This window comes from Proteiniphilum acetatigenes DSM 18083 (assembly GCF_000380985.1).
Classification (GTDB): Bacteria; Bacteroidota; Bacteroidia; order Bacteroidales; family Dysgonomonadaceae; genus Proteiniphilum; species Proteiniphilum acetatigenes.
Genome location: NZ_KB905702.1, coordinates 18,017 through 33,846, shown reverse-complemented (window position 1 = coordinate 33,846; position 15,830 = coordinate 18,017). Strand labels below are relative to the sequence as shown.

Genomic DNA, 15,830 nt, shown 5'->3' with positions numbered 1-15,830 from the left:
GATTTTACCCAATTATTGTTGAACAAATTTCCGGTCGATTTTTACAAGGTTGATATTTTTAATCATAATTGAGTGGTAGATAAAAAGAGTTACTTGTAAAAAATGGGAATACGGGTGTTGTTCAATCTATCAATCTATCAATCTATCAATAATTCTCTCTCTTACTATACGGTACGCTTTTTGCATATCATATGTTTCATCGGAATGCGTCAGGTTTTCCATATCCCCCAAAATCCGGGATCATCCATCTTATTCTCCATATTTTGGACAAATTGCTTATGAGTGGGAAGCTTAGGTACCGTAAATTTCATGTAGCGCTTATAACAACGAATAATCAAATCAATATCAACGTCTGCCAAAGTCAGCGCTTTATACAAGTCGAACAGGTCACGGCCTTTTTTTCGCTGGTACAATGCACGGAGTTTTGTTCCCAATAATTCTTCTAATACATAGGTAGTCAATTCGCTATTTCCCGAAAACCAACTGTTTTCCATAGAAAAAGGGAATTTGACCAATCCCAACTCGTTAAAGTGTTCGAAACAGTTGATTTCAATTTTCAACCGGATGGGTACAACCGGCTTGCTAAAAACTCATCACTGAAAATGGCTACCAATGCACGGCATATTATCAAATCCTGTTCTACCTGTTCGTTGGTATTCCAGGGAGCTAGTGCCCGCCATTGGGTGATGGATGCCCTGTTTATCATATATTGTCCGTTTCTATTTCAGTATTTACATTTATTTTCCAGCGGGTATCTTTATCCCAACTTACCCTGTTGGAGCGCGTACTCAACGGGATATAATTCAGCTTCCTCCCATATATACGTAACTGTTCGTATAACACATCTGCCTGTTGTTTTCCTTCCAGGATACTCTCCAATATAAATCCCAATCGTTGTATTGCAGCCACAGATGTGTAGTTGAATAATCCTTCCGATGCCGTTGAGAAATCGGTTTGTTCCGCCAGTTCTTCCAAAACGGTTGCAGCCCTGGATAGTCCGCCTATATGTTGTTCGTATTGTATCAGATCCATCGCTGTAAGTTCCGGATTTGAGAAACGAACAACCCCTGTTTCCGAGTTCCTCGTCTGCAAAAGCTGCTCAGGAATCTCCTTCCTGTACACCCATTCAAGGATATTATTCTTTGCCTTGGATACATTAGATGAAGGGTACGTTTACGCTTTATTTTAACTATATAAACCTCACTGTCATTGTATTAATTACATTATTTTTTGAAAACAGGACATAGAAAGTCGTAAAGTACTGAAATAGAAAAAAGCTGAAAATATCCTAACTCCGTCAGGCTGTGTTCTACTTAAAGTATAAGATAGAAGTGGCCAGGGAAAATTTATATTTGTTGAGACTAACCATTTGTGAGCGATTCCTCTTATTGCCATTCTTTTGTTACCAGTTGGTTACGCAATCGCAATACCTTAGAATACATTGGTATTTGGGAAAGCATGTATAATCCCGATTTTAATTATGTCGAATTCGACATAATTAAAAGTCAGGCGTGCCTGAATAGTTTTAGAGTCAGCGTAAAAGACTTGATGGAAAAAGCAAACATTATCAGTCTACAGGCAAAAACAGGACGTTATGGTACATATAGGAAAGTTATATCTAACTTTTCCAAAAAGTGAGACACTGTCTAACGTTTTAAGTTGGAGTCACTATTTTAAAATATTGAGATCCGACAATAACCTGGAAATCAACTTCTACGTCAAACAAGCTGATATTACTCTCTCTGACTTAAGGTAGAAAAAACAAAAAACGTGAAACGGATTAAACAGCTTTTAATCAACCCGTTATTTGCCCTGATCGCTTCAGGATGAGTTGCCGTAAACGTTCCTGGTGCTCATCTCCCCATTGACCCAATACCGAAATAACTGGGATCAACGTTTCTCCAAACTCAGTCAGACTATATTCTACTTTTGGAGGAACTACCGGATAAATCTTTTTTGTAATCAATTCGTGTTCTTCCATTTCTTTCAACTGCATGTTCAGGACCCTGCGGGAAGCATCGGGAATCTTGCGTTGTAATTCACTTGGGCGTTTATGTCCCTCATGGATAAACCACAATAAGCGGATTTTCCACTTGCCGTAAAGGACTTCACCAATCAGGTCAAGGCCGCAATTCAGACTTAACGGTATCTTTCTTTCATACATAGGGACAAATATACCCATATATTCAAAATTGCACAATAGGGGAGAAATTTATCCCTATCCGATTCATTTTTCCGTACTTGTATGAACCCGGCATATCCCCTAATTTTGCACCAAAAGACTAACGTGTGGGGCCAAGGATTTAATCCTCCCACTAATCAACTCATTTTAAAAATCCACCTCCTTTGGGGGTGGTGGTTTAATAACTAAAAATAAAGAACAATGGATTTAAAATTACCGGAAGTCGTATCAGACTTATTAACAGCACAAAAAAATTATGACAGCGATGCTTATGCCGATTGTTTTTCAGAAAAAGCACATGTCATCGACGAAGAAAGGGAGTATAAGGGTAAGAAGGCAATAAAGGACTGGATTGAAGACGCCAATCAACAATTCAAAATAACCATGGTGCCCACTGAATATTCAGGAACCGATTCAGGAGGTATTCTGACAGCCGTAATTTCAGGGGATTTTGATGGAAGCCCGGTCGCGCTGGATTACCATCTGGAGATAACAGACAATATGATTGAGCGTTTAGAAATAACACTCAGCAATGAGTAATAAGTGAAATTCGAGAGATAAATACCGGACCCAATAACCCGTAATCCTTTAGGGGTGATCCTGCTTTCGGACCATTGATTGTCCAGGTTTTTCTATCTTGTTCAGGTAAACCGGCATCATAGGCAAGCCGGTTGAACCAGGTGCTGGTCACGGCTACTTCCAGCCTGTTTTCACCCGGTTGCAGGTATTCGGTAATATCCATCTGATAGGGATAAGTCCATTTGGTGGCTACCTCCGATCCGTTCAGAGTGACTTTGGCAATCATCTCCACCTGTCCCAGGTCAAGCAAATACTGTACTTTATCCGCTGTATTATCTATCTGAAAAGTTGTAAGATAAACAGCCGTACCCGAAAAGGCTTTACCCTCCATGCTTAGTGACGGAATATCTTTCCATGCCGTTAACCGGTCGATTTTAACGGGTGACCCCCCTATCCCCCATCCGGCAGGGAAAGAGACTTCCCAGCCATCCTGGATTTCTATTTCTTCGGTAACGGAGAGCAGCTTTTCGGCGGCAGGGAGAAGTTCTTCCGGTTGGGAGACGTTACTTTCCCGGAACACTACAAAGCAGGATGTGCCTGCCGGAAGATCCATCTCTACTTGCGTATATCCTTCTTCCGTCAGCCTGGATGCCACACCCCGGGTTTCACCCGTCAGCGGGTCCCATATCCCGGCATTGCCCTTACTGCGGAATGAAATAGTACCCTGGTACCCTTTTCCTTCCGGAGCGGATAGAAAATAAAAGTCGCAATCGTCTGTCTTGCGGTGCAACCAGCGGACATCGGAAAACCTGACGTCAATATCCGGTTGAATTTTTTCGGACGTCAGGGCCGACTCGACATTGCCGGTATAGACTTTCCCTTTCCCGACTTTACGAACACTCTGGCTGCCGTCTCCCCAGAGAGCTTCGACCGCCTTTTGGAAACGGGTTTCTTCCGCTTCTCCCCCACTCAGTGTCGCGATGCCTGCGGGTGGTTCTCCTACGACTATTACTCCCTGCTGCGCAAAGGAAAGTATCTTCTCCAGCGTTTCGGGTAACATCCTTTTGCAGTCATACAACCATAAGATGCGGTATGCAATCCCTTCGGGTGTCAGCAATTGCCCGTTCCTGACCGACAGGCGGTTCAGCAATACGTCCGGATTACAGTAGTCGTACGCATAGCCTTCCGGAAAATCAAGAGATTGCTGCGGTTTATGGTTCTGCTCGTCTCCCAGGTACATCAGTACGTCCGATACCGGATTCCCGCTTTCAAGCATGTAGTTACACCTTGCCAGGTAACCGGTAAAGTGCGGCATATGCTCCCACCAGGTTTGTAAACGCAGGAAAGGAGTTCCTATGCCGGAACCGAAGGAGGTGCCCGGAGGCAGAAAATCGGTACGGGGATTGTGGGTGTAGGTATGGAACACCATGTGGGTCACACCCCGTGCCAGGTGTTCGTCCGCCCGGTCTTTCAGGAAACCGGGATGTTCGTTCCACGACAGGTCAAAGGAAGTGAATGCCTCGGCGGCGGTCCTTCCCTTTCCGTATACACGGCTTGCCGATACACACGGTTTTACCGGCTTGAATTCGATGCTGCCGACATAAGAATCCTGCCGTGGATGCCAGAATTCACACATCGGCACATCCGCGTACTTGTAATATTCGAGTATGTCTCCGGGGAAAATATCTCCGGATGCCGTTTCAAATGAGAGCTTCAATCCGTTTTCCTGTGCAATGCGACCCATCTCACCAAAGAAATTCTTCACCAGCAGGTCGTTTAAGGTGACCCGCCAGTCCCGCAGGAAGCGGGCTGTGGTCTCCGGATCTTCGACCACATATCCGAAGATGGCGGGAAACATGGAGAACAGGGAGTAATCCCATTTTTCCCGGAAGATGTTGTCTAAGCCTGCCGTCCACGTCTGGGTCCTGCACTCCCAGCTATCGATCAGCATGCCGTTCAGTAGCCCGTCTTTCAGGCTGCTGTTGTCGGCCAGCAACCGGCCTATATAACCCTCGAAGTTCGCCCTGGCTCCTGAGGTGTCGAGCTTGTTGGATTCCCACCCGGTAGCTTCCGGAGGAGCCGGGCCGTTCTTCATCCCGGTATTCACATGCCCTATCCGCAGGACAGTCCATTTCCCTTCGGGGGCGTCCCATGATAATACTCCTGAAGGATCCATCTTTTCCGTGATATCTGCAATTGTGGAAGGATCGACCCAGGCGACCGGGGATTGCCGGGGATAATCTTCCCTGACAATCCTCCTTAATGTCCAGGCCGCTTCCGACTCCCAGTTCTGTTGCCGGGCAGCAGAGTAAAAGTTGATATATGATATCGCCATGTCGTGCAGGTTGGAGATCTCTATACGGTAGGTTCGTGCTGTTGTTTCCTCACAGGCTATAGAAATAGGCTGGTCATCCTGCCAGCTTCCCGGCGGCATGTCCAGACGGGCAATCTGTTTCATTCCACCACCGGTTTCGGCATAAACGGTGACCGTGATATCCGGTGAATAGCTCCATGCATGAGAAAATGAGTTTACCGGTGGAAATTCCACCGTGCGGACGGTTGTCTCTTCGCCAAACTCCACATCAATGGTTGTCGGTTCGGACACAGAAGGCGACAATACCAGTCTCTTTTGTCCCACCAGACATTCTTCCCACGGCAGATCAGTGCGATTACTGTGTATGGCGGAGGGAATTAACCGGGTGCCCGTGTCCCCTTCCGGTGTAGGGAACGCGATCACAAAAAGATCTTTATAATTGCGCCACTCCTCTTCACTGGGTTGAGGTATTTCCAATGGGATATTTACCATTTGACCGCCGTGTATGTCGGTACGGGAACGTACCAGGTGCCGCATGGAATTCTCCGGTTCTATCCATGGCCCTCCTGCGTAAGACCAGCCAGGGCAATTCTGCATGGTGAAATTAAGGTCCAACCGCTTGCACTCTTCGGCTGTCCAGACGATAAGGCCATCCCACGATTCACTCAATGCCTTGATCTGTGGGGACACGCCCGGCCATTCTCCTCCGAATTGCCCGTGGAACAGTTGGATACCCGAGATGCCGGCAGCAGCAATGGCTTCCAGGTCGGCTGTTATACCTTCCTTCGACACGTTGCCTCCGATAAAATGAAACCATGTCTCCGGATAATGGTCTTTGCCGGGGTTCTTGAAAATCTCTTTGTCAAGCCGATTATTTTTCGAAACTTCCCTTTCCCGACTACCGGAACAGGAGATAAAAAAGAAAAACGATAAACCAGCTAAAAAGAAAGACAGGAACGTTTTTTCACACAAATGCGTTTTCATATGATTGAAATTATTTATTTTCAAAGGTATCATATGGAACTCGCTTTTAATCATCATCTTGGCTGTAATGATGTTCATGCTTGTTTCATATTGTCAATTGATTTAAAAGGACACTCTTTATATCTATCAGGACTACTCCTGAATAATTATCACGGATCAGTAAGACAAAAATACAAAAAATTAAGAGATAGTTGCCGATCCGGGTCGGCAACTATCTCTGTTTTTAGTTGGAAGAATAAATTGTGTATTAAATATTATCCCTTTGTTTTACACATCTTGACTTACTTAACAATGCTAATAAAACATTCCCAGATAAAATTCAGCTACCGCTACCGAGTTTGAAGCTTCGGTCCATTCATCATACCTCAACATGAAGAAGCGGTAACTGCTCTCGGGTATGGTGACATTTCCCGTCACCCTGCCGGGATGGTTGGGATCTGAACTGTTGGACGCCAGATCACTTCCCGGCAAACTCACACTTTCCTGTATGACAGACCACTTGCTCATGTCGGTTATACAATCCGGATCGTTACTCCCGAAAAAACTCACCTTTTGGGGCTTCAAATTCCCATTACCTTGTCCTCCCCGATAGACCATTCTAAAATAATTGAACGACTCTTCTTTACCGAGGTCGATAATAAAATAGAGGTCGTTACCATCGCTTGAGACACCGCCAAAGCTATGCAGAACACCGGTTTTGTTGCGGTTATCCAGGTAAGTCTTCCCGTACCCTTTTATCATCGACAGATATGTATTTTCATTGCCATCGAAGTGCGCCCAGGGAGATATTTGGGCATCTGTACCTGATGCGGCATAAAATAACAGGTGGGAAAGGAATGTTGATTTATTTTTCTCATTCACCTGGGCTTCACTGTTATTATTGAGCGGGGCGCCGTCTGAAATCCGGGTTTCAGGCGCTGCATACCAATTGCTCCTGTCCAGATCGACGTATCGGACGGTGGAAAATTCAATTCCTTCGGAAGATACCGCGACATCATCAAACTCATACAGCGCCCTGTAGATTACAGCCATGCCATTATAATCCTGCAAAGTAATAGTGTTTGTATTGGTTACCTGCGACCTTGATTGCCCTGACGTTTTGTCTGTCCAGATAAACTCATATCCAACCCAGAAACCATCATTTGGTTGCGGCAATGTAAAGGTAGTGGTCCCTTTATCAAACTCTACCTCCTGGATACCGGGAACTTCCATGTAATACTCCCAGGAAGAGTAGAACAAATCTTCGCTACCGGGCTCCGGCAGGTAAACAGAACGGTACCGGAATGAACTTGCTTTAAAATCCTCCAGGTAACCGGTAGTCTGTGCCGAATCAATGAACTGGGTAAAAGAAGTTCCTTCTCCATCTTGTTTCCATTCAAACTCAGTTCCCAACAGTCTTTCATCTATATTCACATCATACGTGATTTTGAAATCATCTCCTTCCCTCTCCTGAGATGCGATCAGCCGGTTTTGTAAAAGGGATTCCCATATTACGCCGTATGATGTCGCGGTAATGGCTACCGGTATGGAACTATTGCCTTTATCATCCAATACTGAAAGTTCAAATATGTATGATGCTTCCACGAGATCATCGATATACACGTTCGTCTCTCCGGACTCATTGAGGGACTCAACAAGGTGTTCCTGTTTATTCATCCAGTATATTTCAACCTTCGATGCACGGGGATCGTCCAGTTCCGGAATTACAATTCGTATGCGGTTACGTCCGCCGATTCCTTTCACCTCAGATTCATCCAGTTTGGTGAGGTAAGTGATCGGCCCGTCTTTAATAAAGTCACTGTATTTGTAATCCATGGGACTACATGAATAAAGCAAACAGATGACTGAGATGATAAAAAAAGGTATTTTATGTTTCATACGATTATTTTATTTTTTTTCTTGTCGGTGTATGGAACTCGCAATAATCATGTTCCCTGGTGAAAACAATTTTTTTGCTCGTTTCATTATATGCTGATATTATTGGGTAGTACATGATTAGTTTGCACCGAAAAAGCTGATTTCACCTATCTGCACCGATCCGGCGTGAAGACTTGTAGCAAAAGTCTTGATTACCTGCACGCGTACATAGCGTACCGGTTGGTCGATGGCATTCAGTGTCATCTCATGCCCGTTTGCGAGTATTTCATTATCTTCGGCAGTACGGTCGTTAGTGCCCGGGTAGGGGTCGAACGAACCATCGGCCCTTGAAAGATAAAACAGTCCCAGGTCAAGCCATGCCTCTTCGTCGTTGATATCATCCACCAATTCACTCGGACTGTCGCCGTTGTACGATGCCCCATAAATCCGGACGATCTGGGGGTGTCCGCCGCGGAACTGGTTTGATGCGTCGTTACGTGGCCACAACAGGAAACGGCTGAGGTTATACTGGGCCCCGAGGTCAATGGTGAAATGCTGGGGAAAGGGTGCTAACGGTTTTGTATGGTAGCATTCCCCGCTGGCACCGATTACACCGTCATAAAGCCTGTCGAATGACACGGCGGAGCCTGACCACGAGTGCATTTTATGTCCCCAGAAGTTCGAGGGTAAAGCGTAACCGGTTTGATCCGGGACATATGAACCGTCACCCGATAAGTTACAAAGGGCGATTTCGTTAAAGATATCTTTCGGCAACTCCATTTCAAACCATGGAGCGCAGACAACATCTTTCGGAGGCGACCAGTGGCCCCATTTGTCACGTACCTGCACACGGAAATTCTGCTCGATATCGGGCTCATGCCCGCGGTTGAAATATTCCACATTCGGATTCACGGTGTAGTGGGTACCTACTTCTACCCATTCATTTGTTGCCTGATCCTGTTTAAACGTGCGGAATGCAAGCTTTGCCCCTGTCTCATTTTCCGCCGTAACACGGATACCCATGAAAGTGGGCAATATCTGGAGGTTATCATGTACGACCATGTAGGGAGGGCGTGTCGGGTTTACCGTCACCTCCACCGGTTCGGAATAGGTCTGTCCATGGCTCACCGAATACAGTTTCACCGTATAGCTCCCCTCTTCACCGAATCCGTCCACCAACAACGAGTCCGTATAAAAGGATGCCGTCTGGTTATATTCAATTCCATCATCCGTAGTCCAGACCGCTTTTACGTACTGTAGGTTTTCGTCGTTTGGACGGTCGTAGTATATAATGGAAGCGCCGTTGAAATTTACCACCTCTTTTACCGTAACCTGCCGGGGTATTTCAGTGCTTCCGGTGGGATTGTTCAACTGGTCCTCCCCACAGGCATAAAAGAAAATAAAAGCTATAGAAAATACTATTTTAAGCTGTTTCATCATCCAAAAAATTAAATTATTACCAACCATAATTCTGAAGTGTATTTTTATTTCGTAAGATCTCTTCATCCGAAACAGGCCAGAAATAGTCCCTCGGGGTAAAATTACGTGTATAAATCCATGTCTCCCTGTAATACAGTGCCGGGTCGGAGGCTTCCAAATTCCATCCTGTAATGGGTTTATTATACTCATCCATCGCCATTTTCCAGCGGCGCAGATCCCAAAACCGATGGCCTTCAAATACGAATTCGATCAATTTCTCCTGTCTCACAATGTCCCGCAATCCATTTTGTCTTTGATACCTGGTGGGGTCATTTGAATAATTGGTCCAGGATTCCTCTACCCCTTTTAATCCCGCCCTGTCGCGTACCAGATCGATATAATATATAGCTTCATTCCTTGCTTCCTGCGTGTTATATGCTTCGTTCAGCGCTTCGGCATACATCAGGTAAAGTTCGGGCAGGCGGAAAACAGGAAAAGGATAACGGGTGTATGTAACCGTGGTAGTACCCGAGCAAACAGTGAGCCAATGCAGTACTTTTTTCGGCCACATTCCGGTTACATTCCATGAATGGGAGATCTGGTTCCCTGAGTATTCGCCGGAACGCGCATGCGGAGCCTGGCCGGTTTCACTGGAATTACCCTGCCCGAACCATATCCCGCGGTCGAAACCTATACTGGCGTAGAGCCTGGGTTCCCGGTCAAAAAACATACCGGCCGTAGCCTCCCCTACCTGCAGGTAATAGAGCTGGTCTGTCCCGGCTATCTTTGGAGTAAACCGGCTGTTATAATCCCATGTCTTGTCTTCCCTGACAGGTACTCCATTCTTCGTATAAAACTGATCGACGATCTTTAAGGGAACTGCAAAATTATTCCTGTTTGTGGTCTGCGAGTTTGCCTGCGTGGCATTAAAGTCACGGGGATAGGCCTGAAGCTGGTATGCCTGGGGCCAACTACGTGAATCGGCCCAGATGACATCATCATTCCACCGTTCTACCAATGATCCCCTGATACTTAGCTTAAGGCGGGTCTGCTCCGAGATATTCCCGAACTGGGTTCCGGTATACCGGTACAATTCACTTTGTCCGATCTCTGTAAAGAAATCGATTGCTTCCTTGCAGGCCCCGGCGGCCTTTATCCATAAGGCGGTTTTTTCCTCTTCCGTCTTATTCGGGTTGAATATTTCGATCCCCCTACGGTCTGTCAATCCCGCATAATCGGTATTGCCGTTGAACAGGGGACTGGCGAATGTCACCAGCATTTTGGCTTTCATCGTCAATGCCACCCCCTTGGTAATCCGCCCCAATTCGGTCGCCTGATCATTCACGGTTATCATCAGGTGGTTCCTGCTGAGCACGTCATCCATTTTATTGACACAATATTCCACGCATTCATCCATTGTGTTACGGAACACATGGGTCACCTCGGTATCGTCCTGTACGCTTAAATTCACATCTTTTATGGGAATGGGTCCATACATGCGTATAAGGTAAAAGTGCAGCCACGCTTTGATCACTTCCACCTCCGCCACCCAACGGTTGCGTTCTTCCAGCGTGATATCGGGCACCCTGTCGATGTTGGCAAGGAAAATATTACAGTCACTGATCCCACGGTAGAGGTTTCTCCCTCCGTTGATCCCTCTCCAGAAATCGAAAAGCGGACTGTCGGAACGCTGGGCTCCCAATGCAAGGTTTTTAGGGTTATTTGCACCCGTATACTGGGTGGCCAACCAGATCTCATCCCCTCCCAATAAAGCCGGATCATCGTTGTATGAACCACTCATAGGCAGATAGGAATAACACATGAAGAAAAACTTCTCAGCCTGCGACCGCATCGAAAAGGCATTGTCTTCAATGGTAGCTATCATATCCGGCACTACATCAAGGTAGTTATTACATGCCGTAATGAAGCTGAAAAAGAAAATTATAACGGGATATCTTAAATTTTTCATACTATTATTTTTTTAAAACGATATATTCATTCCCACATTGAATGTACGTTGAATGGGATAACCTAATCCATTGCCCGCCATCTCCACATCCCATAGTTTGAATTTACTGATGGAAAATAAATTGGAACTGGAAAGATAAATACGCAAACTACTCACCCTGACTTTAGACACCAGGTCTTCGGGAAGGGAATACCCCAGTTCCACGGATTTCAGCCGGAGAAATGCACCGTCACGCATAAACCATGTATTGCGGTGGTTATTATGGCTTACCTGGTTAAGCGCGGTCGCTAATCGGGGCCATGTCGCATAGGGATTCCGGTCGGCTTCGCTCCAGTAGCTGTCTGCAATAAACTTCATAAGGGCGTTGTTCCCTTCAGGGGTTCCCGGTGTGTTATCTACGCCGGTAGTATTGAAAAAAGGAGAAGTAGTGTTATAATTGATCCAGAACGACCGGCGATGGACTCCGTTAAAGAAGAAGGAGAAATCAAAGGATTTATAGCCGATCGACGAACCAAAACCATACTGTATTTCCGGTGTTGTAGGATACCCGATGGGTGCCATGTCACGGTCATTAATGACTCCGTCACCGTTCAGGTCGCGGTACTTGATATCCCCGGCCATCACCTGCGTGCTGCCGAACTGCGTGGGAGAGTTGGCCACGTCCGCTTCGTCAATGAATAACCTTTCGGCAATATACCCGTATTGTTGGGTAGTGGGGTTGCCTATCCGCAGTTTCCACCATTCCGTGTCATAGTCATAATCCTCATATTTGGTATATTCGCTCACCGCATAGGTGAAGTTCACCCTTGACTGTATCCAGAACGATTTTCCTCCTATATAGTTATGGGTAACGGAAAAGTCGGTCCCTCTCCCTTTCGCCTCTCCCAGGTTCGCGTTCGGATTGACCCACAACCCCATTGAATAAGGGATCGTACGGCGCTCCTGTAATATACTCTTCCGATTCTCGGTGAAATATTCCCAAATAATATTAAAGTCCTTGAAGAGCGTCAATTCCATGGCCAGGTTTGTTTTATAGGATACTTCCCACGAAATTTCAGGATCCGCATACCTTCTTATCACCATTCCGGGGCGTGAATAACCATCAACTTCATAACCGAATGTGTATCCGCTCCCTCCTGTAAGGCTGACATCCGACAAATACAGGAAGCGCTGATCGCTGATATTGTCGTTACCCGCCAACCCGTAGGAGCCGCGTAACTTCAACTGCGTTACCGCATGCTTTAAAGGCGTGAAAAATTTCTCGTTCGAAACCATCCAACCGCCACTGATAGAGGGGAAGAAACCCCAACGGTGTTGTTTTGAAAAACGCTCGGAGCCATTGTAGCCAAAGTTGGCTTCCACAAAGTACTTGCTCTGATAAGCATACGAAGCCCTTCCGGCAAGCCCTACGTTCCTGTAAGGGAGAGATCCCAATACCGTAAAAACATCACTGTTGGTAGCGGGAACGGTCCTGTTACGCATCGTGAATACCAGTTGTGCATTGATATCGTGCGATTCGTCAATATTTTTGCCATATACGGCTGATGATTCAAAGTAGGTGGTATTCACTACCGCAGGCATTTCAACATACGACTGCAAGCTCTCCCCGCTGGCATCCGGATTAATGATCTCTACCTTATAATCGCCGGTCAGATAATTGTGTTCCCCCAGTTTATAATAGTAGGGAGAGTAGGCCCGTGAGATCGCGCTGAGCGCTTCCCGCTTGGTATTGAATAAAGCCCTGACACTTAGCCCGTCCAACAGAAACCCCATGTCCTGCTTTAACTCGATCTGCGCACCCATGATGGATTTGTTATATTCCCGGTAGCCCCGCACCATTTGGGCATAAGGATTCAGGTATTGCCCGTCTTCAGCGTTGCCGAAGAGTGTATGGGTAACGTATTTATGGTCATCATCGATAGGATAGTAGGCAGGAAACAAGACAGGGTTACTCTTCATGATCAGGCCATACATCGACGATCCACTGTTGAGAGGCCCGCTATAGTCTTCAAAAGTGCCATCGAGGCTTACCTTCAGTTCGGTTGTTTTGGAAAGGTCGATATTCACGTTCGAACGCAAGGTATATATATCCAGGTTGATATTATTATTAAAGTTATTGCGGGGATCGACCTTCAGGATGCCGCCATCTTTTGTGTACGCCGCGGCTACATAATAACGGGCGATATTACCCCCACCCCGTATATTCAGGTTTACCCGCTGGCTGGTAGAATAATCCCTCATCAGTTCCGATTGCCAGTCGGTCACCGGATACAAAAGCGGATGCAAACCCCGTTCGGTATTCTCTATTTTGTCGTCTGAATATAAAAGAGGAGCCCTTGGGTCGCGGGTGATAAATGCTTCATTATGCATTCTCATATAGGTTATGGGGTCGGCCAGTTGGATCTTTTTGGTAGGCTGTGAAATATTGTTCTCGATCCTGACATTCAACTGGGCGCGCCCTACCCTTCCCTCTTTGGTTTTTATCAGGATCACGCCGTTGGCGCCTCTTGCTCCATAGAGGGCGGTTGCCGCGGCATCTTTCATGATAGAAAAACTCTCTATGTCATCGGGCTGGATACGGGCTAATTCCGTTTTCGATATTTCAATATTGTCCACCAATATGAGGGGATCGACGTTGTAACCAAATGAAGTGACACCGCGGATAAAAAAATCCGCGTTATCCGCACCCGGTTCACCCGAAGACTGGTAAGAGATCATCCCGGCAATCTGTCCGGCAAATGAGGTAGTAAGGTTGCTCGTCGGCATTTTCAGGTCGGAAGGTGAAACGGTGGTGATTGATGCGACCACGCTTTCCTTTTTCTGCGTGCCGAAAGCAACCACGGTGACTTCATCCAGCATACTGGTTTCCTCCAGCATGATCACGTTGATTACCGGTTTGCCTGTCTCCACTGTGAATTCCTGGGTGACAAAACCCATGAAGCTGAAACGCAGGGTATTTCCTGCTTCCACATTATTGAGCACGTAGTCACCATCGATATCGGTTGACGTGCCCGTTGTCGTTCCAACGACCAGAATGGTAACCCCGGGCAAGGCGTTCCCATCAGCATCCAGTACCTTTCCTCTTATCGTCAATTGTTGCGCGATTAACGAAAGAGAAAAAATACACAAAACAAATAACATGATTGTTTTTCTCATCTCTATTGATTTATTATAATTAAAAAATGAACTGACTGTGTACCTGCACAACCCGGGCCGGATGGCTTCATAGCCCGGATGCGAAGGATGACAGGGTGTTTCTGACTTGTCTGTAGATTATCTTTTTGGTAATTTGATCACTTCACTTCCGGCAAGCAGGAGAGCGCCTGTGCCGTACACTTCCCAGCTGTCCGGCGAGAAGTTTTTCTGCGGGTCTGCCCCTATCGGCTGTACCCATCCTACCCGGCCTTCCTCGTTCACACACCGGGTTAACCCCACCCAGGCTTTCCGTACCGCCGGAAGGTAGGTCTCCTTGTCAAGTAACTTGTTGTTGATTCCCCAGGCCAGGGCGTAGCAAAAGAAACCCGAGCCGCTGACTTCCCCGCCGGGATAAGAGTCCGGGTCAAGCAGGCTGGCTCTCCACAGGCCGTCTTGCGGCTGAAGCCCCACGACCCTTTCGGCCATGTCTTTATATAATCCCTCATAAAAAGGGCGTTCCGGATAATCGGCCGGGAGCTCTTTAAGGATACGCACCAGCCCGCCCATCACCCAGCCGTTGCCGCGCGACCAGAAAATCCGCTCCCCGTTCGCTTCATAACGGTCGCTGCTGTCGTTCTTCACCACATAGTTCAGGTCGCGTGCAAAAAGTTTTTCTTCTTTATTGTACAACAGGTCGTAACACTCTTTAAAGTATTTGTCGTTTGCAGCGAAGTAGGAAGGATCATCCAGCGTAACCCCCAGTTTGACCAGTACGGGAGGACCCATGAAGAGGGCGTCGCACCACCACCATTTGATTATATCTACCTTTCCCCTTGTGGGATAGGGCTTTTCAATAAAAAGGCCGATGGTATCGATTGTCGGACGGATCATCTCCTGTCTTTTCTCTATCCGGTACAGATCGATATAGGTCTGACAGATAGCCACGTCGTCGGCATGGTAAAAACGCCTGAAAGGTTCCCATTGGTTGGTATTTCCCATTCTTGATAAAGCGTCGTAAATGTGGTCTGACCGGGTAGTTTCCCATGCGGCAAACACGCCGGCGTAAAAAGCCCCGTTGGTCCAGTCTTTTAAATTATGCTTCGGATTCTTCAATTGCCAGTCGGTGGCCTTTACCATGATCGATCGGATATACGCTTTCTCAAATTCAGGTTCGACTGAATGAACAGAGCATGCACTTACTACTATGAGTAAGACGGATAACAAAATGAAATTTTTTTTCATGATTATTCAATGATTCAATTTTTTAATATTTTATCGTTTTACTAAAAATCTCTCTTTCGAAAATCTTGTCGGATAGTAAAAATAGGGAATCTGCCGGTCAGTTCTCCAATGAGTTTTTCAGTTTCAACACCCCGGTAAAAACTCAATCAACTAATTAAATTGTAATATTTTGTATAATATAACTTAACATGCAAAATGACTCATACCCC

The 15,830-nt window shown here is 46.3% G+C and carries 9 protein-coding genes and 1 pseudogene; 1 reads left to right on the top strand and 9 read right to left on the bottom strand.

From position 1 onward, the window contains the following. Nucleotides 1-129 precede the first annotated feature (129 nt). The 3 genes and pseudogenes from F597_RS22085 to F597_RS0114665 all read right to left on the bottom strand — a co-directional run bounded on the left by F597_RS22085 (nt 130) and on the right by F597_RS0114665 (nt 2,182). Nucleotides 130-706 (bottom strand): annotated as a pseudogene (locus tag F597_RS22085) (nucleotidyl transferase AbiEii/AbiGii toxin family protein). Further along, nucleotides 703-1,122, bottom strand: a complete 420-nt coding sequence (locus F597_RS20930) for a type IV toxin-antitoxin system AbiEi family antitoxin (protein ID WP_019540513.1) — start codon at nt 1,120-1,122, stop codon at nt 703-705. The pseudogene F597_RS22085 and the gene F597_RS20930 overlap by 4 nt, the downstream one beginning before the upstream one ends. A 673-nt stretch (nt 1,123-1,795) precedes the next feature. Next, a complete protein-coding gene (locus F597_RS0114665; protein ID WP_026327503.1) occupies nt 1,796-2,182 on the bottom strand; it encodes a winged helix-turn-helix transcriptional regulator in 387 nt (128 codons plus the stop codon). Nucleotides 2,183-2,383: 201 nt separating this feature from the next. Between F597_RS0114665 and F597_RS0114660 the strand changes: the two genes are divergently transcribed. Beyond that, nucleotides 2,384-2,722: a nuclear transport factor 2-like protein gene (locus F597_RS0114660; RefSeq protein WP_019540511.1), complete on the top strand. Its 339-nt coding sequence runs from the start codon at nt 2,384-2,386 to the stop codon at nt 2,720-2,722. Here F597_RS0114660 and F597_RS0114655 read toward each other — a convergent pair. From F597_RS0114655 to F597_RS0114630, 6 genes are all read right to left on the bottom strand, one after another. Next, the gene (locus F597_RS0114655; RefSeq protein WP_169337988.1) at nt 2,709-5,999 is read right to left on the bottom strand and encodes a glycosyl hydrolase; all 3,291 of its coding nucleotides are present in this window, start codon (nt 5,997-5,999) and stop codon (nt 2,709-2,711) included. The two genes, F597_RS0114660 and F597_RS0114655, sit on opposite strands and share 14 nt — an antisense overlap. 294 nt (nt 6,000-6,293) lie before the next feature. Next, nucleotides 6,294-7,877, bottom strand: coding sequence for a DUF4998 domain-containing protein (locus F597_RS0114650; protein ID WP_019540509.1), 1,584 nt, complete (start codon nt 7,875-7,877; stop codon nt 6,294-6,296). Nucleotides 7,878-7,994: 117 nt separating this feature from the next. Further along, the gene (locus F597_RS0114645) at nt 7,995-9,296 is read right to left on the bottom strand and encodes a DUF4959 domain-containing protein (RefSeq protein ID WP_169337987.1); all 1,302 of its coding nucleotides are present in this window, start codon (nt 9,294-9,296) and stop codon (nt 7,995-7,997) included. 16 nt (nt 9,297-9,312) lie between these two features. Next, nucleotides 9,313-11,244, bottom strand: a complete 1,932-nt coding sequence (locus F597_RS0114640) for a RagB/SusD family nutrient uptake outer membrane protein (protein ID WP_019540507.1) — start codon at nt 11,242-11,244, stop codon at nt 9,313-9,315. A 12-nt stretch (nt 11,245-11,256) separates the two neighbouring features. After that, the gene (locus tag F597_RS0114635) at nt 11,257-14,400 is read right to left on the bottom strand and encodes a SusC/RagA family TonB-linked outer membrane protein (protein ID WP_044060368.1); all 3,144 of its coding nucleotides are present in this window, start codon (nt 14,398-14,400) and stop codon (nt 11,257-11,259) included. A gap of 117 nt (nt 14,401-14,517) precedes the next feature. Further along, on the bottom strand, nt 14,518-15,621 hold the full coding sequence (locus F597_RS0114630; RefSeq protein ID WP_019540505.1) for a glycoside hydrolase family 88/105 protein: 1,104 nt from the start codon (nt 15,619-15,621) through the stop codon (nt 14,518-14,520). Between the last annotated feature and the right edge of the window lie 209 nt (nt 15,622-15,830).

Coding starts and splice junctions, on each gene's coding strand:
- F597_RS0114645 (WP_169337987.1), bottom strand. CDS start 9,296: ATGATGAAACAGCTTAAAATAGTATTTTCTATAGCTTTTATTTTCTTT.
- F597_RS0114640 (WP_019540507.1), bottom strand. CDS start 11,244: ATGAAAAATTTAAGATATCCCGTTATAATTTTCTTTTTCAGCTTCATT.
- F597_RS0114650 (WP_019540509.1), bottom strand. CDS start 7,877: ATGAAACATAAAATACCTTTTTTTATCATCTCAGTCATCTGTTTGCTT.
- F597_RS0114630 (WP_019540505.1), bottom strand. CDS start 15,621: ATGAAAAAAAATTTCATTTTGTTATCCGTCTTACTCATAGTAGTAAGT.
- F597_RS0114665 (WP_026327503.1), bottom strand. CDS start 2,182: ATGGGTATATTTGTCCCTATGTATGAAAGAAAGATACCGTTAAGTCTG.
- F597_RS0114660 (WP_019540511.1), top strand. CDS start 2,384: ATGGATTTAAAATTACCGGAAGTCGTATCAGACTTATTAACAGCACAA.
- F597_RS0114655 (WP_169337988.1), bottom strand. CDS start 5,999: ATGAAAACGCATTTGTGTGAAAAAACGTTCCTGTCTTTCTTTTTAGCT.
- F597_RS0114635 (WP_044060368.1), bottom strand. CDS start 14,400: ATGAGAAAAACAATCATGTTATTTGTTTTGTGTATTTTTTCTCTTTCG.